The following is a 25,054-nucleotide window of genomic DNA, read 5'->3' as shown; positions in this document are numbered from 1 at the left end:
CCACTATAGTGAATATATTTACAAGCGACAGAAATCATTTCATTAGATATTTCAGCTTCAATACGGACATTGTAATTGTCATGGAGACGTATAAAACCAAAATCAAATTGAATAAAGCGGTCGGGCAAAATCAACCACATTTTTCCAGGCTCCGTAGAAAACCACCCTTGTGTTTTGAGAACGCGCATTGCTGCTGTGAGGCTTATCGAGCGCTGTTTGGTTTTTTTGCGCGTTAGAATATCGTCTAATTCCCCATTTTTATAGGCTTGCGCAAAAAAAAGCAGGCGATCATCCGATGTCATTGTTTTATAATCAGCAAATTCTGGCACAGATAGTTTTGGAGTAGATCTATCACTCCTTAAAGCCTCCATATCACCAAGTAATGCTTGTGCAACGGCAGAATGATTAGTAGCTTCCTCGCACAACTTTTTTTCAATATCCTGTGCTTGCGCCCATGCAATCACTTTGTTTAAAGCGGTTGTGATATGGCTTTCGGAAAGATCCGGAGCTTTAACATTAAAATCCTCCTTCGCGTAAAACAGCACATCTCCATATTTACGCTGTGATTTTTCACCTCTAGAATATTCCCAGCCAAGACAATAAGCAGCGGTGGTGAGATCAGCCGAAAGCAAAAACTCTTTGCCACTCTCTCCATAATTTTTTACACCATAGCCAATGCCAATAATGCGATCGGGAAGATGATAATGCGCAAAAGTATCACCCACGTTATCACGATAAGGCTCCCAGCCCAGTCTTTTTAAAATCTCCGTGACATCTTTGGTTTGCATCGTCATTACCGTGCGTGCTCTTTAATTCTTTTGCAAAGGAATTCATAAAAATTGCTAGCGTAATATTCAGAATCGCCCAATGGAAACATGACATAAAGTAGACAAAACAGAATGGTATTCTGTAGCGATTTTTAATCCACATACATTTGGCAAAAATTGTTCTTCAGTACAGAACTACCCCTTTTCCGGATGAATGAGAGGAACGATTTTCTTAATAGTCAACGCTACAAAGGATGCAATCAGCACTTTCAAGAAACCACCAGCCAAAAAACCTAATGAACTTATTAAAACTGTTAGCAAAGGAACCTGAGTCATATAAGCTACCCATGGTATTCCAAAAGAATAGACTATCCCAATACCGCACACAGTATTTATCAGAAATAATATTATGAAATTTAACCGCTGCCAAAACAATTCTACCATAAAGCCAATAAAAAATGCAGCAAATGGAAAACTAATCAGATAACCACTCGTAACTCCTGAAAAAACACTAATTCCACCACGACCACCAGGCAATAGAGGTAATCCAATCGCAACAAGAATAAGGAAAAGAAGTGATGCTAAAGCTCCCCTTTTCGCTCCAAGTATAGAGCCTGCTAACATCGGAGCCATAGACTGAGCTGTAATAGGGACACCCAGTAAAAAAGGAAGATAAATAGGAGGGAAAAGACTCAAAACAGCGTAAATAGCGGCAAATAAAGCAATATAAACTAAGTCTTTTGTATTCACTGAATTATTCCTTCACTATGGAAAATATTTCGTTAATGTTCTATATTAATAAAAAGTATCAGATTTATAAAAGTACACTTTAAATGCCTTAGATATAGAGAAAAATATTATAATAATTTATTTTAATAATATCACTTATATAAATCATATTAGATTCTACAATGTTTAATTACATCATAGATTACTATGGTTAAATTCAGTAAAATTATTGTGATACATGAATATTATATAATAACAGCGTAACAAAATAATACATTCATTTTAGCTTGTTCTTATTATGCTTTGAATGAATGAGAGGAACAGATCTTTTAATCGCGAGTGCAACAAAGGATGCAATCAACACTTTTAAACAATCGCCTATCAAAAAACCTGATGAAGCCATTAAAACCTTCAGTAAAGAGACTTTGGTCATATACGCTGTCCATGGAACACCAAAAGAATAAACTATCCCAATGCCACCAACAGTATTTATCACAAATAATGTTATAAAATTTAACCGCTGCCAAAACAATTCTACCATTAAACCAATAAAAAATGCAGCAAATGGAAAACCTATTAAGTAACCACTTGCAATCCCTGAAAAGACACTGATTCCACCACGACCACCAGGCAACAGAGGTAATCCAATCGCAACAAGAACAAGAAAAAGGAGTGATGCTAAAGCACCCCTTTTTGCCCCAAGAATAGACCCTGCTAGCATCGGTCCCATCGATTGAGCTGTAATAGGTACCCCTAGAAGAAAAGGAAGATAAATAGAAGGGAAAAGTCCTAAAATAGCATAAATAGCGGCAAATAAAGCAATATAAACTAAATCTTTTGTATTCATTTGATTCTTCTTTCACTATAAAAAACTTTGATTATTATGAGATGCTGTATCAATGGTATCAGCATCATAAGAACGCGCTTCCAATGCTTCAGCCACTTCTGAAGCCATTCTTATGGTTCGTATAATTAAAGGTATCGCAAGAGCGACAATGTTAGTATTAAGTCCCCGTGCTTGCTGTGCTTCATGTACCTCATTAAACTTTTCACTCAAAAGAGGAATAAACCTGATCGCCATAGAAATAACCATACTCACTTTTGATGGATTTATACCAAAACAGCAAAAAGGCTGAAGCCAGACTTCAATTGCATCCACCATATCTGAAACTTTTGTTGTGAATGAAACAAGTGATGATAAAGAAAAGAGGATAACAAGACGTAATATGACCTCAACCCCCGTAAGCCAACCGCTAAAAATAGTTTGAAATACAAATAGAAGAACCAAAAGCAATCCCATCGATTTAAATTGCTTTATCGCAGTTTTGAGAGGGACCTTGGCGACTCTATAGAATAAGATGACCAACAACAAAAATAACCCAAGAAGCGCTATGGAAGAAACCATTATTATAAAAGTTCCACACGCCGCAAGAAATAATAACTTAACTCCAGGACTTAACCTATGAATAAACGTATCCCTTGGAATATATAAACCGATCATGACATTCTTCTTATATACTCCTTGATAGCAACAAAAGGTACATCATCAATTGCTATCTCCCCCTTATCAAAAACCAGCACTCTATCAAACTTTTTCAAAAACTCCAAATCATGCGATACAACTATTGCCGTTTGTGGTAATTCTTCTATCACTTGCGTAACGCGATGCTTATTTCGCAAATCAAGTAATGTCGTCGGCTCATCAAAAATAATGTAGTCTGGTTTCATTGCAACTACACCGGAAATAGCAACGAGTTGTTTTTGCCCACCACTTAATAAATGGACAGCGTGATTTCTGAAGTCTTGAAGTTCGTAGCGCTGTAAAATTTCATCTACACGCTCCTTAATTTCATCTTTACTAAGCTTTAAATTTTTGAGACCAAATGATAAGTCCTCTTCAACTAATGGTAAAACAATCTGATTATCGGGATTCTGAAATACAAATCCAACTTTACGCTTTACTGCTTTTGCATCGCGCTTGGTATCAAGCCCATCAACGCTTACAAAACCGTGAGATGGTAATTGGAGTCCATTAATAAGACGAACAAATGTACTTTTTCCAGAACCATTCGCACCTATAACAGCAATTCGTTTTTCGGTAAGCTGTACAGTAATATTCCTTAAAACACACAAATCACCAAAAACTTGTGTTACCTCATCAAATTTTATAGTCCCCAAGATTTATTCCAATCAATCCGTTTTATTAGCTCTTCTTTCTCTATCGTCTCAGTTTATAACCTAAAAGTAATAATAAGCACCATAGAGGAATAATAATGACTGCCAAACTCATATCAGGCATCTGTACAGGAATATATGTTTCAAGAAAAGGCACGCTTATTCCTATCATATCAAAAAGTCGAGTCATCAATCCATTTTGCCCAAAACCACTGATAAACATAATGCAAAATAATAAAGCAAGAAAGCAGAGACAAAGATAGTTAGCGTAAGGATATAAACCAAACGCATAAGTAAAGTTGCCTTTTCTGTTCTTATGTGCATTGCGAAATTTCAAATGAACAATAACAATAATAGCCCAAGTAATCACTGCTGCTGCAGTTGCAAGAGCCATGATCCGCATGAAACTATTATCAGGAACAAGAGCATTAAAAACGACAATCAACACCGTACAGAATGATGAAAAAAGGATAGCAATATAAGGAACACGAGCAGCACTCAGTTTACTAAAAATATGTGGTGCATTTTTTTGTACAGCTAAACTATAAAGCATACGTCCATTAGAATAAATGCCACTATTGTAAACAGAAATAGCAGCCATAATCACCACAAAATTCAAAATATGACCAGCAGCAGGAATTCCTATAGTCTCGAAAATTGTAACAAAAGGACTGCCATTTTTTCCAATCATATTCCAAGGGCTGATTATCATAATAACGCTGATAGAACCAATATAAAAAATTATAATCCTCCACATAACTTGACGGATAGCCGCTGGAATTGTTTTTTGTGGATCAGATGCCTCTCCAGCAGCAATACCAATAAGCTCTGTTCCTCCAAAGGAAAACATTACTACAGAAGTCGCTAAAACAACCCCTACTGCTCCATAAGGGAAAAAACCGCCATGGTCCCAAAGATAATGAATATTCGCTTGATTTTCCCCTAGTTCAGTGACAATGAGAAAAATTCCCAAAATAATCATACCAATAACAGCAGCCACTTTGATCAAAGCGCAAGCAAATTCAAATTCTCCATAAAAACGAACATTAAACAAGTTAATGAATGTAACAAATAAAAGAACAATGAAAGATGCTTTCCAATGATCAATCAAAATCCAATGATCAAGATAAAAACCTATCACTGTAAGTTCAGCCATGCTCACAAGAATATAAAGAAACCAATAATTCCAACCTGTTATGAAACCAGCTAATCTCCCCCAATATTTATAAGCAAAAAAACTAAATGCTCCTGAAGACGGCTCTTCTACTGACATTTCACCAAGCATTCGCATAATGAAATACATAATAAGCCCGCCGACAAGATAAGATAAAATGACTGAGGGACCAGCTAATTGAATTGCCTCGGTTGACCCATAAAAAAGTCCTGTCCCAATAACGCCACCCAAAGCAATCATTTGAATATGGCGATTTTGAAGGCTACGCTTCAATTCATTGTGCTTTTTTTCAGACATCATGCCTCATTACTTTTGTTGAACCTAACTTCAACTTTTATCGAAAAATCAGGCACCTTTTTCAAAAAACACAAAACAAACGTAAAATTATTTTCTTATCATAATGCAACCCCTTATTTTTTTGTGCATTATATATATATATGCCCCGTTGAAGTTTTAAGAAAAAATATGCTCCACCATTTATTTAAATTAATGTCCTTCATTTTCGTTACACTAACTATTATAGCATTGGTCATTGATAACGCACACTCTGTAATCACATCACATTGGACAACAACCCCCTTTAATAAAATTTTAACAAACCTTCTGCAAACAGATGTCTATCACCTTAACCAATCTCTATGCAAGGTAATGCCTGATTTTCTATCTTCAATTTGCATTACTCTCACTTATTTACCAGCATGGTCTATCTTTGGTGCTTTAGCAATAGTATTTTATATCTTAAATTACGAAAAACAAAAACCTTTTCACAAAATGTCATGTACATATAACGAAGAATACATTTAATCTTGAAAAAGACTTCTAGAGCTCTTTATACTATACACAACCGATATCGCTTAGAGCACCTCACCCTATTAAAACAACTGCAAATCACTTGATCATCAAAATGGATTAAAACGCTTTATTATAAATATATGCGCTCACTTATAATTTCTATAGATAACGATAACATCACTTCATTTGTATCAATTTAAAAAAGTAGCGAATAAATCTAACTCCCATCTATAGAAAACTCTGTACAGAAAAAACTTAACATATTGAAGTTCATATATTTTTATGGATACTTCTCTATACTCCACAAAAACTTTTCTTAATTTTAATACTAGAAATCACATATAAAAAACGTCTTCTAATATCAGCACTCTTTATAAAATTAGAACTTCTTGAAATTAAGGAAGAAGCTTATAAAAATTATTCTACAAGTCTAACTAAATGCGTTAAATAAAAACTAATCTGTAAATAATTGCAATTGTAATAAAGAATATTTCGCAGCTTCCTCCCATTGTGATATCCACCCTATTACATCTAAAAAAATCCAAGAGACTATTAGCAGAAGAATTTTTAAGCACCTTCTCCCTATTGAGAAAATGGTAAAACAACAGCTTCAGTAACACTCTGTTCTTTTAAATCTGAAAATCGCCTCGCTAAAACATCAACTTTTTTAGATATCTCATCCAAAATTTTCCATTGATTAGTTACTACTAGAGAAAGCTCCTCAATGAATTTTTCTTGGTAAGCTAGCTTCATTTCTAGTTCTATCAGCCGATCTTCATCCGACATGATTCTTACTCCATCTTAAATAAAAAAACGTGATTAATTTTATTAATCCTCCCCCTTTTTCTTCCCATAAAAATAAGAAGTAACTTTTCAACTAATTCTACTCATCTTATTTTCACATTATAAAGGGTTTATAATGATCTTTATTTTCCTAATCACTTATTCAACAAATTTCTTTCTTAAGAATCAGAAAATGTTTTTATCTTTACTAAGTTATCTTGACACCTTTTTCCATCCTCAAGATCTACATTCCTAGCTTCTTAATTTGAGTGCTATCGTAAATTGGAAAGCATTTATAGTATTAAGATCAAAGAATACTGTCCTCTGACTTTTACATACTTCTCCTGCAAATTATTATCATATTTTATAAATTATTGAAAAAATGCATTCTTGCTTTTATACGTACTTTTAGCTATTACCCTCAAATTAGTTTTGTCTCATTGATTTACAAACCTATGCCGCATTAGCTCAGTTGGTAGAGCACATCATTCGTAATGATGGGGTCGCTGGTTCGAATCCGGCATGCGGCACCGCATTTTCTCTTTATCATATTAGAACATCCAGATTTTTTATTTAATTATCTGTTTGAAAACCACCTTTTAGACCACCTTCTACCGTTTATACAATTTTACCTAATCTGTTGTTATTTGCTCCGTATTTTTCTCTGGAGTAAAGGCTAAGATCTCTTTCTTTCTCCACCTCACCGCTCTCCCTAGCTTATATGGCTCCGGAAACAACCCCTGAAGCACCCAATTGCGAATCGTTGTTGTGGATACACTAAAAAGCTGTACACATTCACGGGTTGTTACATATCTATCGCCATCATCAAATATCATCTCATTACCTTTCTCTTTTTTATGTTATGTAAATGGGCGGAGATGCTAGGAGGAGAGAACCTCCCATATCTTCAAGCGGCTTTTTGTTAAAATCTTTTGTATCTCTTGTATTATTGCCTCTAAAAAGATTTCAATAGCTTGATTGATTTGTTTAAGACGCTTCTGGAAACGTAGCCAATACATCACTAGACAAAGATGATACCATTGGCCTCAAATGCCCCATAAAACGCTTCATATGAAAAAGACGAAAGCGTTATTCATATGGAAAAAATATATGAAACCGAAATCATCGTTCAAGTTTATTACAATACAATATTCTTTACAACACTATCCAATATCATTGGTCCATTACTATATTGTTTTAGTTGGAAACAGACTACTAGAGAGGGAGAAAATATCGATTATGTTTTATATAACATTTTATTTAAAATCCTTCATAAAGATATTTTTAAGAAAATTAAGCAATTAGAGGAAAAAATAAATAATAGTTAAATTCACTATAGATTTTTTTATTAAATATGTATAATACGTTACGTGTATATCGTGTTGATTCTAAGATAATTTGTAGATCTATAATATTCAACTGTAATGTTTTTTTGTTTTTATGAAAATAGTTCTATGGTGTAATTTATGGGTTATGCAATTACTTGAAAATCAATACCTATTATTTCATTACTTATTATATCTCTTATTTTTTTGTTAAAAAATGCTTTTTTTCATCAGGATTATTGAAGTTTTTTAAGTAAAGTTCTTCTAAATCATTCTGGATCAACTGTAAGAATTTATGAGTAAAATCTATCTGACTATAAATGGATCTATTATAAAGTTATTATCTTGAGATGGAGATCAATTGCTGCAAAATGAATGGTGTTTAGCATAATATTTGTTCAAAAAACGATATGGATTTTAACATAACTCACTATGGAGATTTTGAATTTATTATGCCCTTTCGCTGTTCTGTTCTTAAAAATGAGTAGATGTAAGTTTTCGATTCATATCCTGCTTTGTGTAGGTTTTTTTATAGGTAAGAATAATGCGAAAAATATCAAAAGAAGGGCTTGCATTGATTAAGCAATTGGAAGGCTTACGTTTATCGGCTTATGAATATTCTGGTGGTGTATGGACAATTGGTTATGGACATACAAATGCTGCTGGTGCTCCAAGCGTCCACAAAGACATGCAAATTACGGAAAAAGAAGCTGAAAAAATCCTTTGTCAGGATTTGAGAGAGTGTGAACTCGTTGTTGAAAAAGCCGTTACCGTTCCTTTAAACAATGAACAATTCGCGGCATTAGTATCATTTTGCTATAACGTAGGAATAACAGCCTTTTGCAATTCTACACTTTTAAAAAAGCTCAATAAAGGTGCATATGAAGTGGTACCAACTGAATTACAAAAATGGACAAGAGTAGGAGGAAAACGTATCCAAGGTCTTGTCAATCGCCGAGCAGCCGAAGCAGGATTATGGGCGAAAGGATCTCATGTTGCTCCAAATTATCATGTAGTAGAATCAGAAGGTGTAACAGGTATTTGCAAAGTAGAAGCTCTTGCACCAATCATAGGTTCTTTTTCAGGGCTTGGAGGGCTTTTTTCAGGAAATGGTCCTGTTCAATGGGTTTTAGCAGGCATTATGGTTTTAGCTGCTTGTACAGCTATGGTATACATTGCTAAACGCTTTCAAGAACACCGCCTATGATCTTATGGATAAAAAAATATCTAACAATGACATCAGTGACCATAGCAGCTTTTCTTATAGCTTTAGTGAAAGCCTTTTTTCTTGGGAAACAAGTTGAGAAGCAAAAGCAAACAAAGGAAGCTTTCAAAATAGGACAACACGGCTTAAGGTAGAAAATGAAGATTAATAAGAAAACTGATGCTGCTATGCGTACTAAGCTTTCTAACTGGCTGCGCGACGAATGAATGAACTTCTTGTATTGGATGGCTGCCAATTTATTTGAATCGACAAGATATCAATGTGATTAGTCCAAATTTGGCGAGAGATATTTAAAACATAATGAACAAGGTGCTGGTCTATGTGGTTGGAGGCATAAACGGAAAATAAAGTGCTAAGGATACAATTCCTCTGAAAGATTAATCAATGAAAAGATTTGAAAGAGGTCGATATATTCAGATTAAAAGTAAAAGAACTTAAAGGATAAAAACGCTCTGGTGGTCGATAGGATTTAATTAGAGTGACGGAGATGTCTGAGTTGAAGCGAAAGGATTCAACAAGGTTATATTTGTATAAAGTGATTGAGTCTATTGGTGTATTCCAAGAGCATCTTTGTTATCCTACTAAAGAAGATGAGAAAAGATTTTACGGATTGCACTGCTGTCGTCGTTCAAAGAACTAATGATACTCAACGTTCTGTCTTCAACAAAATAGGATTTGGCATGCTTAAGAAAAACAATCCACGGGATTGTATAATGAACAATGGACAGCTTTTATGTGATTTGTGAATGACGTTGTTTCAGCTTTCTAATTGTAATAATGATGTTGAAGATAAGACAAATAGTTCCGCACGGTATCTGCTTTTTCATGCTAAAGTGGCGCAAAAACATTGTGAGTGATCTTGGCTGTTAATTTTTCTGTAGTAAATTCCCTATGTGGGAAATAACATGCAACTCTAGTGGAGAAAACCAGAAACCGTTTTTACCTTCATTTTTTAACTCTGCTTTTTTGCTTTCAAAAGTCGCTTTTGCAGTTTCTTGAAAAATATTGCTTTGCTGTTTTAAGATAACTTGTTCCTGAAATAAAATGGGACCATTACCTTCTTTTAAAACATCACTCTAATATCTTGCAAACTCATATGCTGCTTTTAGAGAAAGTTTGTAACAGAACCGTGCCTTTCACGGCATTTATTGTGATGTGTATAACGGAAAAATTAAGAGCGTGTATTATCTTTTTGAACATTCAACCACTGTCTTACTTCATCACAATATTTACCTTGAGGAGACACTTTATACAAAAGATGCTGATAATCTATAAATCTCCCTCACCTAATTCACCTTCTCGTTCATCCTTCTATGCATTGCCCGTCCACCTTTTAAACCACCTTAAATTTTTGATATAGAATTTTTTCTTTAATTTTTATTGAAACATAAAAATGATCCATACCAATCTCACCTCTATGCATCTTTATACACTTTGATTCTTGTTTCTAAAGCCCAGTCTGCCAGCGTATCATACTGTTTTTTATATGTAATATATATTTTTAGATTTATTCGTAATTTGTTAGAAAAGTTTCTATATTTTGATAGCAAATCTTCTATCAGTTCACTTTTTGCAAAAGATTCTGAAAGGATTCTCAAAAAGTCCGCAAATTTAAAGACTCTTTAATGCGTATTGTTTCTTTTTTAGAAATCAAAATTGGTGGTGCCCTATTCCTTACCAGAAATTGTATTATTTGAAGAGCAATCTGTATAAGATGGTGTAATCTCTTTTATGAAATTAACTAAAGTTTTTTGAATTTCTAGCATATTGTTTAAAGACAAAAGAAACCTCCCTTTTATTTATACAAGCAGCTTAGACATCAGCTGATAATTCTCCCGCTTATAAAAATCTTTTCTGGAATAACCTTCAAAACCACAATAAAGTGGTGAAAGATAAAACAAGTTTTTTAGATGATCATAACGCACAATAAAATCAGACCAGTTTAAATGTTCAATGCTAACACCTGCTAAACAGAGGCAAATAAGTTTTAGCACGCCTTCAAATTGGAAAGACTTAAACCCACGCGCTACGACGGATTCCAACTCTCATCGTACGATTTACCTTCCCTCCAAAACTTAATCGCTGTAAATATAAAAATCTTGAAGCCCATTCTAAATCCGTGAGAGTTGTTGGGTCTTACTGTATTAAACGTTGAAACTCCTCACAGCTACTCATCTGAAATGCTAGATTTTTCATAAAAGGACGATAGTGACGTTGTAACATCCCCCAAAAGTTTACGACATCACCGGAGAGATTATTGCTAATTTCAGGGGATAGAATCAATTTCTGCTCAAAGAAAATCCCACCCATACCAACAAAAAGATTTAGTCTACATGCTATGAGGAATGTCCTCAATAATTTTGATAATTTTTTTAGTCAAATTTCTTTTGTTACCAATATCAGCAGCAACTGGTGTGGAATTAACATAATTATAATTTTTTATTTTAAAATGTATCCCTCATTTTTTACATTCTTTTATCTATCTTAGCCTTCTTTTCACAGCTTCAAGTGATAAAAAGTAACTGCAATGTTAAGTTGTCTTGCATCGAACAAATTGCTCGCAAACTATCCCTATTGGCTAGATGACAACACATCCTCTATTTAAAGAAAGAAAAAATTTTCTTTTTTATTCAGCGATAAAGTAAATATTATCCAATTACTTATGAGAGTAATTCGATCAAATGGAAACTGTAATTTTTTCCACTCTGAGTAATCCTGTACCCGCTTATATAAGTTTAGGAAAGCGCGCTGTTATGAATATTCACAAAAATGCTGCAAAAATTGATATCAGAAAAACTTCTGTTTAAAAAAGGGAAAGATGTTCTCTTACTTGCTACTGAAGAACCTGTTCAGATTTGTCTTGATATTGCTGTAGAGCTTCAAAAAACATAAAGTTATCCCAACGTTTACAAGTGTGCCAACAATTCAACTTTGAGATAATATATCTGTGCTAGAGTTATGCCAATCTCACCAATCTGTTGTTGTCTATGAAGAGCATAGTATCAATGGAGAAGCCTAGAGATGCAATTGTTAAATCCCTTATAGAACAAAACGTTCTATGCCAATTTGTATCATTAGGAATACCTAACGACCCCATCTGTAATAAAAACAAACTGGATTTTTTTAACAAATTATGAAATCAATAGAGAAAGCATAAACAGTGTTAGCAATGACATACTATACAAAAAATATTTAACTGCTTCCTAATATGTTCGCCAGTTCAAAAACATCATAACTCATTGAGGATGCAAGAAAATAAGAAAGAAAAACATTAATTCACGCAGTCTTGCTCTCAGTAAACGAGCTTTTTTAAAGATTGTATGGGTATTTTTTTCATTGCTTAAAAATGTACTCCATAAAAACAATATCATATCCATATAATAATTACCCAATAAAATTAATATAAATAATATATAGATTATAGAAATATTATTTATTAGATCTATTTTTTATTATAATTATAGATTACAATAAACACATATTGACATTTTTAATAATTTTATTTATATGCCATAATTAATATTGTTCTATATTAAAATAAAACTAAATGAAGTTTATAAATTTACGTTTTATGATAATGTGGGAAAGAAGTAATTAACATGTTATATTTTTATATATAGGAGAGAAAAATGCTCGCAGCATTATTTATATCTATTTTTTCTATATCAACAATTGTTTTACCTTTAATATCAGCGCTTGTTCCTTTTTATCCATAGAATGAGCTTTTAATAAAATAAGTAAAAGATGTATGCAATGTTATTAGTGTTTTTTTTGTGTTTATTATTATTAAGATTTTTGCGTTAAATATTATTGTATTTACGGAGTATTATTTTAGTTACTGAGTATTTTATGTGATTTTATAGAGGAGCTTTTTGATCTTTTCTATTTAACTTTAACTGTCAACATATTTGTAAAATATATAATTATGCTCCTCTATAAAAAGACTTTCTTTTTCTGAAAGCAGTAAAAATATTGCTTTCATTGCTTAAAAACATCTATATTTACTAAACTCTTGCGTGTAATATCTTTAATTGTCTGAGTACCGGTCAGTGTCATAGCTACCCGCATTTCATTGGCAAAAAGATCAAGGAGATGCATAACACCTTTCTTACCTGCTGCTGCAAGCGCATAAACAAAAGCACGGCCAATCATAACAGCATCCGCACCTTGTGCTATCATGCGGACAACATCAAGACCAGAACGAACACCTGAGTCCGCTAAAATAGTCAAATGATCCTTTACAGCATCCGCAATTGCAGGCAACGCTCGTGTTGTTGATAATACACCATCAAGCTGACGTCCGCCGTGATTAGAAACAACAATACCATCCGCACCAAATTTTACTGCTTCTCGTGCATCTTCTGGATCAAGAATACCTTTCAAAATCATTTTTCCTTTCCAAAAATCGCGAATCCATTGTAAATCATGCCAACCAATTGATGGATCAAAATTTGCACCAAGCCAACCAACGTAATCATCTAATGCAATTTTCTTTTTGAGATAAGTGGAGACATTTCCAAGATCATGGGGGCGCCCCATAACACCAACGTTCCAAGCCCAATATGGATGAGTAAACGCTTGTAAAAAACGACGTAATCCAGCATAAGGACCAGACATCCCCGAATGCGCATCACGATAACGCGCACCAGGAACTGGCATATCAACTGTAAAAACCAACGTGCGTACACCAGCTAACCAAGCCCGTTCTAGTGCATCACGCATGAAACCGCGATCTTTGAGAACATAAAGTTGAAACCAAAATGCACCTCCAACCGCTTCTTGCACTTCCGCAATGGGACAAACTGAAACAGAGGATAGAGTAAAAGGAATCCCTTTTGCCGCTGCGGCACGCGCTGCTTTTACCTCTCCACGACGTGTATACATGCCCGTTAGCCCAACAGGTGCAAGTACAATCGGTAAATCAAGTGTCTGATCAAAAAGCTTGATTGAAAGATCAACTTCACCAACTTGCCTTAGAATCCTTTGACGCAGTGCAAGAGCTTGAAGATCTTTACAGTTACGTCGCATCGTTTCTTCAGCATAAGCCCCACCATCAATATAGTGAAAAAGAAAGGGAGGAAGACGACGCTTTGCTGCCTTACGATAATCAAGTGTTGAAGAAATAATCATTGATGGCACCATTGTTCCTAAATGAAAAGAGAAGATATCCTAAAACGCATAAAAGCGAATCCGTGTACCTTCCTACTCGATATTCTCCCAAAACGCTCTATTGAATAGATAGAAGCAACAGAGATTGCAACTTTCTAAAAAAACTAATTGATAAAAACAATGTCTTTATTTCTCCTATCCAAATTTAAAATCTCACAGTATGGGGTATCATTAATAACGTATCCACTCATATATTGTTCATGTGCAATTGAAATGTTATATTTTCTTTAAACGAACACCTCTTCGAAAGCGATTGCTCCGCAGCTTAATTAGTTATAATTTAAAGTCGTTTCTCCCTCCACAGGTCCTTACATTATAGGTTATAAGAATATAGATAATATAGAGCCTGTAGTCATTAAGTATAAACCATAATCTCCCCTAAAAGATAAAAAAATTCTTTATTAATACTGGAAATAAAGCTGTCGCATATATCCAGAAATCTTCTTATATCAATACTCAAAACTGAGACTTGTTACTTACTTCATGAAAGTTTATAAAAATATACAGTGCCTAATTCACATAAAGCATAAAAAAAATTTTAACGTTCATACGAGTAGAAGCTCTCCATATTGAATTGAATAATTTTCTAGCAATATTTTATATCTTGAAGCTATAAATGAGTTACTAAAAGTAGAACAATTTTTATTAAAAAAATTGTTAATAAACTGTAGTGCAAAACTTCTTTATTGGCTCTTAAGGATAATTTTTATACGAAATAAAATATACTGGTCATTCAAGCTCTAGAAAAATGGAGCAATAGCAGCATCCAATCTCGCATGTTTACTTTGAAAAGCAAATACGTTACTGTTATATTGAATTTTAGTAATTTATTGATTTATTATAATCAATAAATACGAATAACATATTGAATATAGTAAAATTCTTTCATTTTAGATTTTTTCATGATGAAATAATCAAAACTATTCTTTTGCACATCATAAACGAAGTTCCTATAGATACAACCTCTTGAAAAAAAGAAATAAAAATGCCTCTCAAATGCAAGGGATGCAATAACTTTGGAAACTAAAAATAGAATGAATGGCGCCGGTTTTGCGAAGAACAAAATTTTCTTTTATCCAAAATACACTTTCTGCATACATGTTATCAAAATTCGTAGTTTCCAACTCATTTAAAATGCTTGGACAACTTTAAACCCTGTGCTTGATAATGTGATCCAACATCATGTCCATAAAGGGTTGATGGTCGATTAAGCATATGCTCATAGACCAAACGGCCAATCATTTGACCATGCTCTAAGATAAAAGGAACTTCATGGCTCCGCACTTCTAAAACCGCTCTTGCTCCTTTTCCACCCGCTTCCACATGCCCAAATCCTGGATCAAAAAAGCCTGCATAATGCACCCTAAACTCACCAACTAAAGGATCAAAAGGAGTCATTTCTGCGGCATAAAGCGGAGGCACATGAACAGACTCTCGTGAAACTAAAATATAAAATTCATCAGGATCAAGAACCAACTCCCTTTGACCACGATCAAAAAGAGGTTCCCAAAAATCTAAAACGTGGGCAACAGCACGTTTATCAATATCAATAACACTTGTATGATGTTTACCACGATAACCTATAAGCCCGTTTTCGTCTCCCTTTAAATTAATGGAAAGACCAATACCACCAGCGCTAATATTAGGAAGATCCTCCGATATCAGTGTTTCTTGCTTTTGCAAAGTGTGTAACTCAACTTCATTTAAATAACTTTGCCCTTTTCTAAACCGAAGCTGTGATAAATGTGAGCCTTTATGCACCAAAATTGGAAATGTGCGTGGACTAATTTCCAAATAAAGTGGACCATGATAACCAGCACAAATTTTATCAAACTCCTGAGCGTTATCCGTAATGACACGCGTAAAAATATCTAATCGGCCTGTAGAACTTTTGGGATTGGCAACAGCAGATAAAAATTCTGGTAAAGCTAAACTTTCCAAAAGAGGAACAATATAAACACACCCCGTTTCCAAAACGGCTCCGTCTCGTAAGTCAAACTCATGCAACTTTAACCGTTCAAGCTTATCCAAAACTTTTGTATTAGGACCCGGCATAAAAGAAGCACGTATACGATAAGCTTTCTCCCCTAAACGAAGATCAAGGCTTGCTGGTTGTATTTGAGATCTATCAAATGGATACTGAGCCTTGAGAAAGTTATTCTCAATCAGAGCTTGTATATCACTATCTGCTAAAATACCGCTTATACGCGCCATATATATTGCCTTCCCTTTTTACATTGTTTCTTTTTTGACCTAGATGATAAATTGGTGCAAGCTATTTTAAGGTGATAAAAACTATTTTTTCTGTTTTTTCCAACCAATTTGTTAACATAAAATAAAATAGGAGGTATTGTAAAAATAATACCTTCCATACTCTCTTATTCTTGAATGTCGCGCAAATGATGTTATCATAATTTTTTATAGAAGCCTTAAGATTCCTGTTAGAATTTATTATGATTATACGCCATCTTAGCGAAAATATTATTAATCAAATCGCCGCTGGTGAAGTTATTGAACGACCAGCAAATGTTGTCAAAGAACTTGTTGAAAACGCTATTGATGCTGGTGCAACACGCATCGAAATTATTACAGCAAATGGTGGAAAAAATTTTATAAAGGTGAGTGATAATGGTTATGGAATTCCTGCAGATCAGTTAACTTTAGCAGTTTCTCGCCATTGTACCTCAAAGATTACCGATGACGTACACAATATCTGCTTCCTTGGGTTTAGAGGAGAAGCCCTCCCCTCTATTGGTTCTGTTGCTAAACTTAAACTCATTTCACGAACAAAAGATGCTGAGAGCGCTGCTGAAATTTCCGTTACTGCAGGAAAAATTGTAGGACCCAAACCAGCTGCTGCAAACCTTGGAACAATTGTTGAAGTTCGTGATCTTTTCTTTGTCACGCCGGCACGATTAAAATTTATGAAAACCGATCGGGCTGAAACAAATGCTATTAGCGATATGATTAAGCGAATTGCTATCGCATTTCCACATATCCGCTTTTCTCTTTCAGGACTAGACAGAACATCTATGGAACTGTCCGCTACAGAAAATAATATTCAAGGACAATTGCAACGTATTACGCAAATTATGGGAAAAGAATTCGCCCCTAATAGCATCGCACTGAATGCTAAACGCGAAGCAGTGCGCTTAACGGGTTTTGCCTGTTTGCCATCCTTCAACCGAAATAACAGCCTTCATCAATTTGCTTATGTTAATGGGCGTCCCGTGCGTGATAAATTTCTATGGGGCGCTATCCGAAGCGCTTATGCTGATGTCATGACACGAGATCGTTATCCTGTCGCTATTCTCTTTATTGATCTCCCACCTGCTGAGGTAGATGTTAATGTACATCCAGCCAAAGCTGATGTACGATTCCGTGATCCAGGATTAATTCGTGGTTTGATCGTTGGAGCTATTCGTGAAGCATTACAGCAATCTGGTATTCGTCCTACTTCAACCCGTTCTGAAGCAACGCTAGCTGCATTTCAAATACAAAAACCATTGGCACAACAACCGTTAGGCAATTTTAAGAACACGTACCAGTCCTCTTCTTATAGCCCACAGCCTCATCATTTTGCCACCGCTTCAATGGTTCACAAACCATTGGATATTACTAGTTCTTCTGGTTTAAAAGAAGATGCTACTCCTATTATGGAGGGCTTAAATATACCAAGTGGAGATGCATACATTCCAAACACTACATCTTCATCAGAAGAGTTATCTTATCCATTAGGAGCGGCCAGAGCACAAATCCATAAAAACTATATTATCGCCCAAACACAAGATAGTTTGATCATTGTCGATCAGCATGCAGCTCACGAACGATTGGTTTATGAAGCACTCAAAAATGCACTTTATTCCAAACCGCTTCCTTCACAGTTATTACTTATTCCTGAAATTGTAGAACTCTCTGAAGAGGATGCAACATGCCTTTTAACCCACAAAGATGCTTTGCAAAAATTTGGATTAGGAATAGAACCATTTGGACCAGGAGCAATTGTTGTGCGTGAAACACCTTCCATGTTAGGAGAGATCAACGTCCAAGCCCTTATTAAAGATCTCGCAGATGAAGCCGCTGAATATGATACAACAAACAATTTAAAAGCAATGCTTGATTATGTTGCAGCAACGATGGCTTGTCACGGTTCAATACGGTCTGGGCGCCTTTTACACCCCGAAGAAATGAACACACTGTTGCGACAAATGGAGGCAATACCCAATACAAGTACATGTAATCATGGACGCCCTACTTATATTGAACTCAAATTGGCAGATATAGAACGGCTTTTTGGCAGAAAATAAACTCTTAACCATTTTGACAAGAAAAATATTTTTAAATTAACTCTCGACTTTATAATATATCTTATGGCACTTTTCCTGAATCTCTTGTATCAGTAAAAAGGAGTTATAATGTTTTCCGATAGTGAACGCGAAGCAAAAATTCATTATTCTAATAATGGATATGACATTATAGAATATGGTTCCTATACCATTTGTGCTGTTAGCGGACAAAAGATCCCTATAGATGATTTAAAATATTGGAATCATCACCGCCAAGAAGCATATGCTAGTTGTGAAATCTCCTATAAGCGCGAACTTGAGTGCAACCCATATCTCAAGCAATTGTTAAAAACAAAAGAAAAATAAACCCTCGAAAGCTATAAATTTAGCCTTTGCCTCTTAGACAAGAAAACTCAAGGGAACGTTTTCTAAAGCGGGTCATGACCTCCTCAAGGACTATGCGACAGAAGTCTTTTTGAACAAAATCGACATTCACATCAAAGACAATAAGATTTTTCAAATCTTTTTGCGTGTGAATTGTCTGTATACGGGTATAATCTTTAGCTGTTGTTGCTAGCCATAAATTGTGCATTTTAGCCTTTTGTATAAGGATTTTTAAATTTTCATCTGTGAAAAAATAGTGGTCTGGATATATGTAAGTTTGCACCACATGACCAGACAATTCTTTAATAGATTTAAAAAATTTATCTGGATTGCCAATCCCAGCAAATGCCAAAAATGATTTTCCTGAAACCTCATCAGAGGCACTGGCTTTAAGATGAGCACGATATAAAGGCTTTCCAGTACGAGACACAAGAAAAGCAACATTATCAGGCGCATCGGAGTGACCAACCAATAAAACACTATCCATAAAAGAAAATTGCGTTTTTAATGGTACGCGCAAAGGTCCTGCTGGAAAGACAGCTCCATTACCAAAACCGCGCATCGCATCAACAACGAGTAACGTATAATCCATATAAAGACGGCGACTTTGAAATCCGTCATCCATTAAAATAAGATTACATCCCTCTTTTTTCAGCCGTTGTGCCGCTGCATAACGATTAGGTGATACAGCTACCAAAGCATGCCGTGCAAGTAAAAGTGCCTCATCTCCAACATTGTGTGGAGTATCATATTTCTCATTTACAAGATGTACCCCTTTAACTGATCCACCATAACCACGTGATACAACACCAGGTACGAAACCAAGTTCTTTAGCCACTTTGGTAAAAGCAATAACAACCGGCGTTTTACCCGCACCGCCACATGTAAAATTTCCAATACACAAAACTGGCAAATCAATCACGGGAGGCTGTCTTGCCATAAAACGACTTGAAAAATAACCATACCCCCATGAAACTGGAGCTAATACAAAACGCAAAAAGCTTTTATTTTTCCACCAAAAATGGGGGGCGCTAATATGCATATCTACCCTGACGCTGACGTAAACCTGTTTGTATTACAAGGGGTTGTAAAAATGGATCTAAAATCTTTAATGTGCGCTCAAGTGCACCTGCCATATTTGTCGCCACTTCATGAGCCTTATCAACCATTTCTTGTCGCAATGTTTCATTTGTTAAAAGCTTATACACCTGAATAGCAAGCTGTTTTGTATCTTGAACCATATATGCTGCATCATGCGTTAAAAATTGTTCGAACATCTCTTGAAAATTTGAAACATGGGGCCCTGTCAAAATAGCGGAACCAAGCAAAGCCAATTCCAATGGATTGTGTCCACCATTTCCACATAACGACTTACCAACGAAAGAAACTTTCGATAAGCGAAGAAAAAGACCCATTTCTCCAATTGTATCTCCCCATAAAATATCGGTATTCATGTTTGGAACAGCATCTCTACTCCTACGAATAAAACGTAATCCCTTATTGTCGCATTTTCTGATAAGATCTTCTGAACGTTCAGGATGACGAGGCACAATAATTGTTAATAAATCTGGCAAATAATTTTTAACAATCTTATGGACCTCAAAAGCAATTTCCTCTTCCCCTTCATGCGTTGAAACAGCTGCCCAAACTGGGCGATTGCCGATAGCATTACGATAACGTGCAAGCAATGCTTGATTTTCAACCAGAAAAACATCAGCCTTGAGATTACCAGAAAACGTAACAGATTTTACGCCAAGTGTATGGTAATAAGCTACATCTCTTTCGTTTTGACCAATCGCCAAATCAATATCCTTAAAAATATGTTTGGCAAGAACGCGTCGTTTTTGCCAAGCTTTAAAAGAACGTTCAGACATATGGGCATTAACCAAAATCTGCGGAATACGCATTTTTGCAAGTTCTTTAATACGAAGGGGCCAAATTTCTGATTCACAAATCAAGACGAGATCAGGCTTCCAATGACTAATAAAACGGCGCACTGCAAAATCTAAATCCAAAGGAGCATATTGATGAATCAACCTATTACCAAAATGTTTTTTCACAAGAGTAGAAGATGTTACAGTCCCAGTTGTCATTAATACATTGATTTTTAATGATAAAATATAGTTTACAAGTGGAACAAGTGCAAGTGTTTCTCCAACACTTGCTGCATGCAACCAAACTAACGAACCTTGGGGACGTACATGAGAACTTTTACCTAAACGCTCTTTTTTGCGACACCACTCTTCTTTTCCACGAATAGCACGAAAGAACAAATAAAAAGGAATAACAGGACATAAGAAAAAACCAATCATCCGATAGCTTAAAAGAGCCGTATGTGCCTTTAATTCTACCATTTAAATCACCTCATCCAGCTACTTTAAGATATCTATATGCTTATTTTGTTAAAAAATTCATCAACACTATTAGTTACATCCATATTTTTTTAATATCATCCATATCTTGAATAAAAAACGCTTCACCCATGAGAAAATTCAATACATAAAGGACAAAAAACGTAATTTTATCGCCATATTTTTTTTAAATTTTCCTATAAAGATAACATATACAGATTATTTAAATCTCTTTTAATGAAATTTTGTATCACTTCATTCTGCACCCTATGAAAAGTCTTACTCAAAAAATAACAAAGCTACATTTCAGTCGATTATAATTTTGAGAATATAAATGATAAATATCATACAACCTATAACATAGATTATATCAATTTTTTTCAGCTCACTGAATAAATACTTCTTATGATTTTAGTAAAAATTTGAATTTTGCACGTTGATATTTTAGAGAAAAAACTTATTTTTACATATGTTAGGTATTATCAATTTTTCAAAAAATAATCCATATAAATATTACAACCTATATAAATACAACAAATAAAATATGTTTAAAAGAAAGCCCAATCTCTATAATTTCATTTCAATAAAATGAATATGTAAAACTAATCTTAAAAAAACTTTTGAGCGGTATAAAGTTCTCATTTTAAATTGTGATATAATCTCTTAAAGGTAATCCAGAAAAATCTAATCTTGTTTAATAGAAAATTTCTTAAAAGTCTTAAAGCAATTTAAATAAGAGTTTTCAAAATTTTAAATCCTCTCTTTTCAGGAAATCGCATGGTATATTATTCCTTTTAAGGTTGTATATAATCAACGCAAAATGATTAATTTATAGATTGTAGTTTTAAACGAGTACTCAAGAAATCCTTATGAGGTAAATTAACTTCATCAATCTATTCAGTTTTTCTAAGTTTCTAATTTTGGTAAGTTTCTAACAACTTTCATGGTTTCTAAGCTTATAGTGATAACTTGTTGGAAAAATTCCAATGGATAAGTAGGGAGTGCTAATAATCTCAACGAAGTAGTAATTGGTATCATTAATAATGCTACTCTTTTTATTAATCTGAACGCATTAATGTTTCATACTCCATTCAAAAGCAGAGTGACTATTCACAATATAATCATAAACTTCGAGTGATCGCTCGTCATGATAATATTGCTGTTGTAAATAGGTTAATAGAACTGTCTTGAATTTTTATTAAGCGTAAAGATGGTGGTATAACAATGGATTTTATACCTTGCACGGACACCATTATGAAATGTGCTTGGGTGCCTTGAAAGATGTTTCCTTAAGAAAACATATGAATTTTAAATAACAAGCATATTTTTTTACGGCATTCTATTTTACCCAAAGAACGTACCTATGAAAAGGACGACTAAACAAAAGCGTGAAACAATCTACAAGCTATGATGACCAAATATTCAAGCTTTATTCTACATCGCCTAACTCAGCATCAAGACACTGATGCAAATCTACAATGTAATAACGTTGTAATGCATTATCTACACTGCTTTGTGCTTTTGCCTGCCATGCTTCTTTAGCCGATTGATAATCTGAGAAAATACCAACCACATCTAAATCATCAGGATTCTTAAATTGATTACTGTTAAGATTTTTTAATTCCCCACCAAATACAAGATGTAAATATTGTTTTTTTTCTTTGGTTTCAGTCATATGTGCCTCTATATCATTTAGATTATTTTAGCGTGCTTTTACGTGATTAAACTAACTTTGTTTGACGAACAACATCTATCATATCTTGACAGCAATTATTTTTACCAGCAATTAAAAGTCCATATTGGTAAGGTTCAATTCCATAAGATAGTAAAGGGGCATCAAGCGATAAAAAACACCCTCCACACTCCTGCAAAATAAGGTCAGCAGCGGCAATATCCCATTCATGACAATTCGGACGAACTAATACGATATCAATTTCATCTTGAGCAACAAGGACAATACGATAAGCAAGAGAAGGAAGATAATGGTAAAGACTAACTCGATTGAGAAAATCATCTGGTAATTTTTGTGCGAGCGATTTATCAAGCGAAATTTTATATTTTCGATGCCCCCCCGAAGTTAAACGAGGAAGTTTTACCCCATTTAATGTTGCCCCTCCACCCGTTACAGCTGCATAAATGTCTCCTTGAGCCGGACATTGTAGAACGCCCACAATAGGACGCCCATTCTCAATAATGGCAACCGAAATACACCAATAAGGACTGCCAGAAAGAAAACCTCGTGTTCCATCAATAGGATCAACCACAAAGGAGCGTTCATAATCTTGTTGTTCTCGATTATCTTTTGTTTCTTCTGAAATCCATCCATAATTTGGACGCGCTCCAAGAAGCTTCTCTTTCAAAAAATGATCAACAGCAAAATCTGCCTCACTGACCGGTGAATTACCTTCTTTAATCCAAACATCCAACGTGCATCCAAAATACCGCATTGCTAAATCTCCTGCCTCTCGACAAACATCACGCAAAAGATTTAAATCAGAAGAATGATGCGTGTTATTTTCCTGCAAGTGTCATCCCTTCAATTAACAATGTTGGAGCCGCCGTACCATAACGCCGATCAATATCATTGGCAGGTGTTAAATGTGCTAACATATGAAGCAAATCAGAACCTAGCGTTACTTCACTCACTGGATAAGCAATTTCACCATTTTCAATCCAAAAACCGGAAGCCCCACGACTATACTGACCAGTAATAAAATCAATGCCATGACCGAATAATTCGGTCACATAAAATCCATTTCGCAAATCTTTTATCATATCACAAGGCGATACTAAACCTGGTTCAATAGCAAAATTTGTACTTGTCGGCTGCACTAATGATGCCGAACGCACACCGCGTCCATTTGTTTTAAGTCCCAATTCACGTGCTGTAGCTGATGAAAGAAGCCAATTTTTTAAAATACCATTTTCAATAATATTGAGTGCTTGCCCCTCTACCCCTTCTCCATCAAAAGGATGAGAAGCATTTCCACGTAATCGCAAAGGTTGATCGGTTACATTAACATTAGGCTTCATCACTTCCTTGCCTAGGAAATTCTGTAAAAGACTTGTTTTACGAGCCACAGAGGCTCCATTGACCATAGATGCGATATGCCCTGCAATTCCGCGAGCCGTACGCGGATTAAAAATAACATCAACACCCCCAGTCGCCGCACGAACTGCACCCAAACGTCGAACAGCACCAAACCCTGCATTCTTTCCAACAGTTTCTGCTGCCTCTAAATCAGAAAAATGTAAGGCTGTTGTATAATCATAATCCCGCTCCATTTGTGTTCCTTCACCTGCAAGAGCACTACAAGAACGTGAAAAACAACTGGAGCGATAGGCTCCACAAAAACCATCGCTGGTCACAAGAATAAACCCACTACGGCCATAAGCTGTTGCAGCGCCACCAGAATTACTTACACCTTTAACATCAAGAGCTGCTGCCTCTGTTTTTAAAGCATCTTCTGTTAAAAAATGACTACTTGGCACAAAATCATCAAAAAGATCAAGATCTTTAGGAGACTTAACCAGACACTCTTTATCTGCCAAACCTTCAAATAAACTATCGGGAGAAGCTTTAGCCATCGCAACAGCACGTTCCGCAAGTTCTTGCGGATAAGACGCTAAATTAGCAGAAACACTTGCTACTTTTTTTCCAACAAAAACCCTTAGAGTAAAATCATTGCTCTCTGCTGCTTCTGTTGATTCGACTTTCCCAAAACGCACTGATACACTGGTAGAATGAGCATGAACAATAACGGCATCAGCAGCATCTGCCCCAGAACGCCTTGCTGCTTCAACCAATGAAACAGCTTTCTCAATCTGGTTTTTGTCAGTCATTATAGACTCCCTGAAATATTTTATTATTTACATTGATAAGCACTCTGACAA

Annotated in this window: 20 protein-coding genes, 1 tRNA gene and 3 pseudogenes; 6 read left to right on the top strand and 18 right to left on the bottom strand. The window is 35.0% G+C overall.

Annotated elements, in window-relative coordinates:
• From ACFIKG_RS04235 to ACFIKG_RS04205, 7 genes and pseudogenes are all read right to left on the bottom strand, one after another.
• On the bottom strand, positions 1–788 hold a 788-nt coding region (locus ACFIKG_RS04235), incomplete at its 3' end, for a DUF6990 domain-containing protein (protein WP_375651820.1).
• Positions 789–793: 5 nt separating this feature from the next.
• A pseudogene (locus ACFIKG_RS04230) lies at positions 794–892 on the bottom strand (SMI1/KNR4 family protein); the annotation flags it as partial.
• A gap of 70 nt (positions 893–962) precedes the next feature.
• Positions 963–1,517 (bottom strand): biotin transporter BioY, encoded by a 555-nt coding sequence (locus ACFIKG_RS04225; RefSeq protein ID WP_375651819.1) that lies wholly within the window; start codon positions 1,515–1,517, stop codon positions 963–965.
• 256 nt (positions 1,518–1,773) lie between these two features.
• On the bottom strand, positions 1,774–2,343 hold the full coding sequence (locus ACFIKG_RS04220; RefSeq protein WP_375626819.1) for a biotin transporter BioY: 570 nt from the start codon (positions 2,341–2,343) through the stop codon (positions 1,774–1,776).
• A gap of 15 nt (positions 2,344–2,358) precedes the next feature.
• On the bottom strand, positions 2,359–2,997 hold the full coding sequence (locus ACFIKG_RS04215; RefSeq protein ID WP_375651818.1) for an energy-coupling factor transporter transmembrane component T family protein: 639 nt from the start codon (positions 2,995–2,997) through the stop codon (positions 2,359–2,361).
• On the bottom strand, positions 2,994–3,674 hold the full coding sequence (locus tag ACFIKG_RS04210; RefSeq protein WP_012754688.1) for an energy-coupling factor ABC transporter ATP-binding protein: 681 nt from the start codon (positions 3,672–3,674) through the stop codon (positions 2,994–2,996). Before ACFIKG_RS04210 ends, ACFIKG_RS04215 begins: the two co-directional genes overlap by 4 nt.
• A 40-nt stretch (positions 3,675–3,714) precedes the next feature.
• A complete protein-coding gene (locus ACFIKG_RS04205) occupies positions 3,715–5,142 on the bottom strand; it encodes an amino acid permease (RefSeq protein ID WP_375626823.1) in 1,428 nt (475 codons plus the stop codon).
• Positions 5,143–5,310: 168 nt separating this feature from the next.
• Here ACFIKG_RS04205 and ACFIKG_RS04200 point away from each other — a divergent pair, with 168 nt between their 5' ends.
• Positions 5,311–5,649 carry a hypothetical protein gene (locus tag ACFIKG_RS04200; RefSeq protein ID WP_375626851.1) on the top strand — a complete coding sequence of 113 codons (339 nt, stop codon included), beginning with the start codon at positions 5,311–5,313 and terminating at the stop codon, positions 5,647–5,649.
• A gap of 570 nt (positions 5,650–6,219) precedes the next feature.
• On the opposite strand, the gene ACFIKG_RS04195 is transcribed toward ACFIKG_RS04200, so the two are convergent.
• The gene (locus ACFIKG_RS04195; protein WP_375626827.1) at positions 6,220–6,423 is read right to left on the bottom strand and encodes a SlyX family protein; all 204 of its coding nucleotides are present in this window, start codon (positions 6,421–6,423) and stop codon (positions 6,220–6,222) included.
• Between the two features lie 454 nt (positions 6,424–6,877).
• Between ACFIKG_RS04195 and ACFIKG_RS04190 the strand changes: the two genes are divergently transcribed.
• A tRNA-Thr gene (locus tag ACFIKG_RS04190) sits at positions 6,878–6,950 on the top strand.
• 102 nt (positions 6,951–7,052) lie between these two features.
• Here ACFIKG_RS04190 and ACFIKG_RS04185 read toward each other — a convergent pair.
• Positions 7,053–7,256 carry a helix-turn-helix transcriptional regulator gene (locus ACFIKG_RS04185; protein ID WP_375651817.1) on the bottom strand — a complete coding sequence of 68 codons (204 nt, stop codon included), beginning with the start codon at positions 7,254–7,256 and terminating at the stop codon, positions 7,053–7,055.
• A 1,033-nt stretch (positions 7,257–8,289) separates the two neighbouring features.
• Here ACFIKG_RS04185 and ACFIKG_RS04180 point away from each other — a divergent pair.
• Positions 8,290–8,952, top strand: a complete 663-nt coding sequence (locus ACFIKG_RS04180) for a lysozyme (RefSeq protein WP_012754682.1) — start codon at positions 8,290–8,292, stop codon at positions 8,950–8,952.
• 849 nt (positions 8,953–9,801) lie between these two features.
• On the opposite strand, the pseudogene ACFIKG_RS04175 reads toward ACFIKG_RS04180, so the two are convergent.
• Positions 9,802–10,256 (bottom strand): annotated as a pseudogene (locus tag ACFIKG_RS04175) (integrase); the annotation flags it as partial.
• A 1,483-nt stretch (positions 10,257–11,739) separates the two neighbouring features.
• Here ACFIKG_RS04175 and ACFIKG_RS04170 point away from each other — a divergent pair.
• The gene (locus ACFIKG_RS04170) at positions 11,740–11,862 is read left to right on the top strand and encodes a hypothetical protein (protein WP_375625722.1); all 123 of its coding nucleotides are present in this window, start codon (positions 11,740–11,742) and stop codon (positions 11,860–11,862) included.
• A gap of 1,086 nt (positions 11,863–12,948) precedes the next feature.
• Here the strand turns inward: ACFIKG_RS04170 and lldD are convergent.
• Together lldD and ACFIKG_RS04160 are read right to left on the bottom strand one after the other, a co-directional pair.
• A complete protein-coding gene (gene lldD, locus ACFIKG_RS04165; protein ID WP_375626848.1) occupies positions 12,949–14,100 on the bottom strand; it encodes an FMN-dependent L-lactate dehydrogenase LldD in 1,152 nt (383 codons plus the stop codon).
• 1,164 nt (positions 14,101–15,264) lie between these two features.
• Complete coding sequence (locus tag ACFIKG_RS04160) at positions 15,265–16,353, bottom strand: 2'-deoxycytidine 5'-triphosphate deaminase (RefSeq protein ID WP_375625718.1); 1,089 nt, start codon at positions 16,351–16,353, stop codon at positions 15,265–15,267.
• A gap of 239 nt (positions 16,354–16,592) precedes the next feature.
• On the opposite strand from ACFIKG_RS04160, the gene mutL reads away from it, so the two are divergent.
• Positions 16,593–18,446, top strand: coding sequence for a DNA mismatch repair endonuclease MutL (mutL, locus tag ACFIKG_RS04155; protein WP_375651816.1), 1,854 nt, complete (start codon positions 16,593–16,595; stop codon positions 18,444–18,446).
• A 108-nt stretch (positions 18,447–18,554) separates the two neighbouring features.
• Entirely contained in the window at positions 18,555–18,791 is a 237-nt protein-coding gene (locus ACFIKG_RS04150; protein WP_375625714.1) for a DUF2093 domain-containing protein, read from the top strand.
• 19 nt (positions 18,792–18,810) lie between these two features.
• On the opposite strand, the gene lpxK is transcribed toward ACFIKG_RS04150, so the two are convergent.
• The 6 genes and pseudogenes from lpxK to ACFIKG_RS04120 form a co-directional block, all read right to left on the bottom strand.
• Positions 18,811–19,851 carry a tetraacyldisaccharide 4'-kinase gene (gene lpxK, locus ACFIKG_RS04145; RefSeq protein WP_375626841.1) on the bottom strand — a complete coding sequence of 347 codons (1,041 nt, stop codon included), beginning with the start codon at positions 19,849–19,851 and terminating at the stop codon, positions 18,811–18,813.
• The gene (gene waaA / locus ACFIKG_RS04140) at positions 19,841–21,163 is read right to left on the bottom strand and encodes a lipid IV(A) 3-deoxy-D-manno-octulosonic acid transferase (RefSeq protein WP_375626839.1); all 1,323 of its coding nucleotides are present in this window, start codon (positions 21,161–21,163) and stop codon (positions 19,841–19,843) included. The genes lpxK and waaA overlap by 11 nt, the downstream gene beginning before the upstream one ends.
• A gap of 903 nt (positions 21,164–22,066) precedes the next feature.
• Positions 22,067–22,330, bottom strand: a pseudogene (locus ACFIKG_RS04135) (type ISP restriction/modification enzyme); the annotation flags it as partial.
• 259 nt (positions 22,331–22,589) lie between these two features.
• A complete protein-coding gene (locus ACFIKG_RS04130; protein ID WP_375626837.1) occupies positions 22,590–22,835 on the bottom strand; it encodes a DUF4170 domain-containing protein in 246 nt (81 codons plus the stop codon).
• 46 nt (positions 22,836–22,881) lie between these two features.
• A complete protein-coding gene (locus tag ACFIKG_RS04125) occupies positions 22,882–23,685 on the bottom strand; it encodes a 3'(2'),5'-bisphosphate nucleotidase CysQ (protein ID WP_375648504.1) in 804 nt (267 codons plus the stop codon).
• On the bottom strand, positions 23,672–25,003 hold the full coding sequence (locus ACFIKG_RS04120) for a TldD/PmbA family protein (protein WP_375626833.1): 1,332 nt from the start codon (positions 25,001–25,003) through the stop codon (positions 23,672–23,674). Before ACFIKG_RS04120 ends, ACFIKG_RS04125 begins: the two co-directional genes overlap by 14 nt.
• Between the last annotated feature and the right edge of the window lie 51 nt (positions 25,004–25,054).

Source organism: Bartonella sp. LB28NMGDW (assembly GCF_042194435.1).
Taxonomy (GTDB): Bacteria; Pseudomonadota; Alphaproteobacteria; order Rhizobiales; family Rhizobiaceae; genus Bartonella; species Bartonella grahamii.
Note: the sequence above shows the minus strand (reverse complement) of the source record. Positions and strands in the feature narration are given on the sequence as shown.

Bases quoted from the DNA above. Each gene is read 5' to 3' on its own strand.
- ACFIKG_RS04195 (WP_375626827.1), bottom strand. From the start codon at position 6,423: ATGTCGGATGAAGATCGGCTGATAGAACTAGAAATGAAGCTAGCTTAC.
- ACFIKG_RS04220 (WP_375626819.1), bottom strand. From the start codon at position 2,343: ATGAATACAAAAGATTTAGTTTATATTGCTTTATTTGCCGCTATTTAT.
- ACFIKG_RS04130 (WP_375626837.1), bottom strand. From the start codon at position 22,835: ATGACTGAAACCAAAGAAAAAAAACAATATTTACATCTTGTATTTGGT.
- ACFIKG_RS04170 (WP_375625722.1), top strand. From the start codon at position 11,740: ATGCTGCAAAAATTGATATCAGAAAAACTTCTGTTTAAAAAAGGGAAA.
- ACFIKG_RS04150 (WP_375625714.1), top strand. From the start codon at position 18,555: ATGTTTTCCGATAGTGAACGCGAAGCAAAAATTCATTATTCTAATAAT.
- ACFIKG_RS04180 (WP_012754682.1), top strand. From the start codon at position 8,290: ATGCGAAAAATATCAAAAGAAGGGCTTGCATTGATTAAGCAATTGGAA.
- ACFIKG_RS04120 (WP_375626833.1), bottom strand. From the start codon at position 25,003: ATGACTGACAAAAACCAGATTGAGAAAGCTGTTTCATTGGTTGAAGCA.
- lpxK (WP_375626841.1), bottom strand. From the start codon at position 19,851: ATGCATATTAGCGCCCCCCATTTTTGGTGGAAAAATAAAAGCTTTTTG.
- ACFIKG_RS04185 (WP_375651817.1), bottom strand. From the start codon at position 7,256: ATGATATTTGATGATGGCGATAGATATGTAACAACCCGTGAATGTGTA.
- ACFIKG_RS04215 (WP_375651818.1), bottom strand. From the start codon at position 2,997: ATGATCGGTTTATATATTCCAAGGGATACGTTTATTCATAGGTTAAGT.
- lldD (WP_375626848.1), bottom strand. From the start codon at position 14,100: ATGATTATTTCTTCAACACTTGATTATCGTAAGGCAGCAAAGCGTCGT.
- ACFIKG_RS04200 (WP_375626851.1), top strand. From the start codon at position 5,311: ATGCTCCACCATTTATTTAAATTAATGTCCTTCATTTTCGTTACACTA.
- ACFIKG_RS04205 (WP_375626823.1), bottom strand. From the start codon at position 5,142: ATGTCTGAAAAAAAGCACAATGAATTGAAGCGTAGCCTTCAAAATCGC.
- waaA (WP_375626839.1), bottom strand. From the start codon at position 21,163: ATGGTAGAATTAAAGGCACATACGGCTCTTTTAAGCTATCGGATGATT.
- ACFIKG_RS04160 (WP_375625718.1), bottom strand. From the start codon at position 16,353: ATGGCGCGTATAAGCGGTATTTTAGCAGATAGTGATATACAAGCTCTG.
- mutL (WP_375651816.1), top strand. From the start codon at position 16,593: ATGATTATACGCCATCTTAGCGAAAATATTATTAATCAAATCGCCGCT.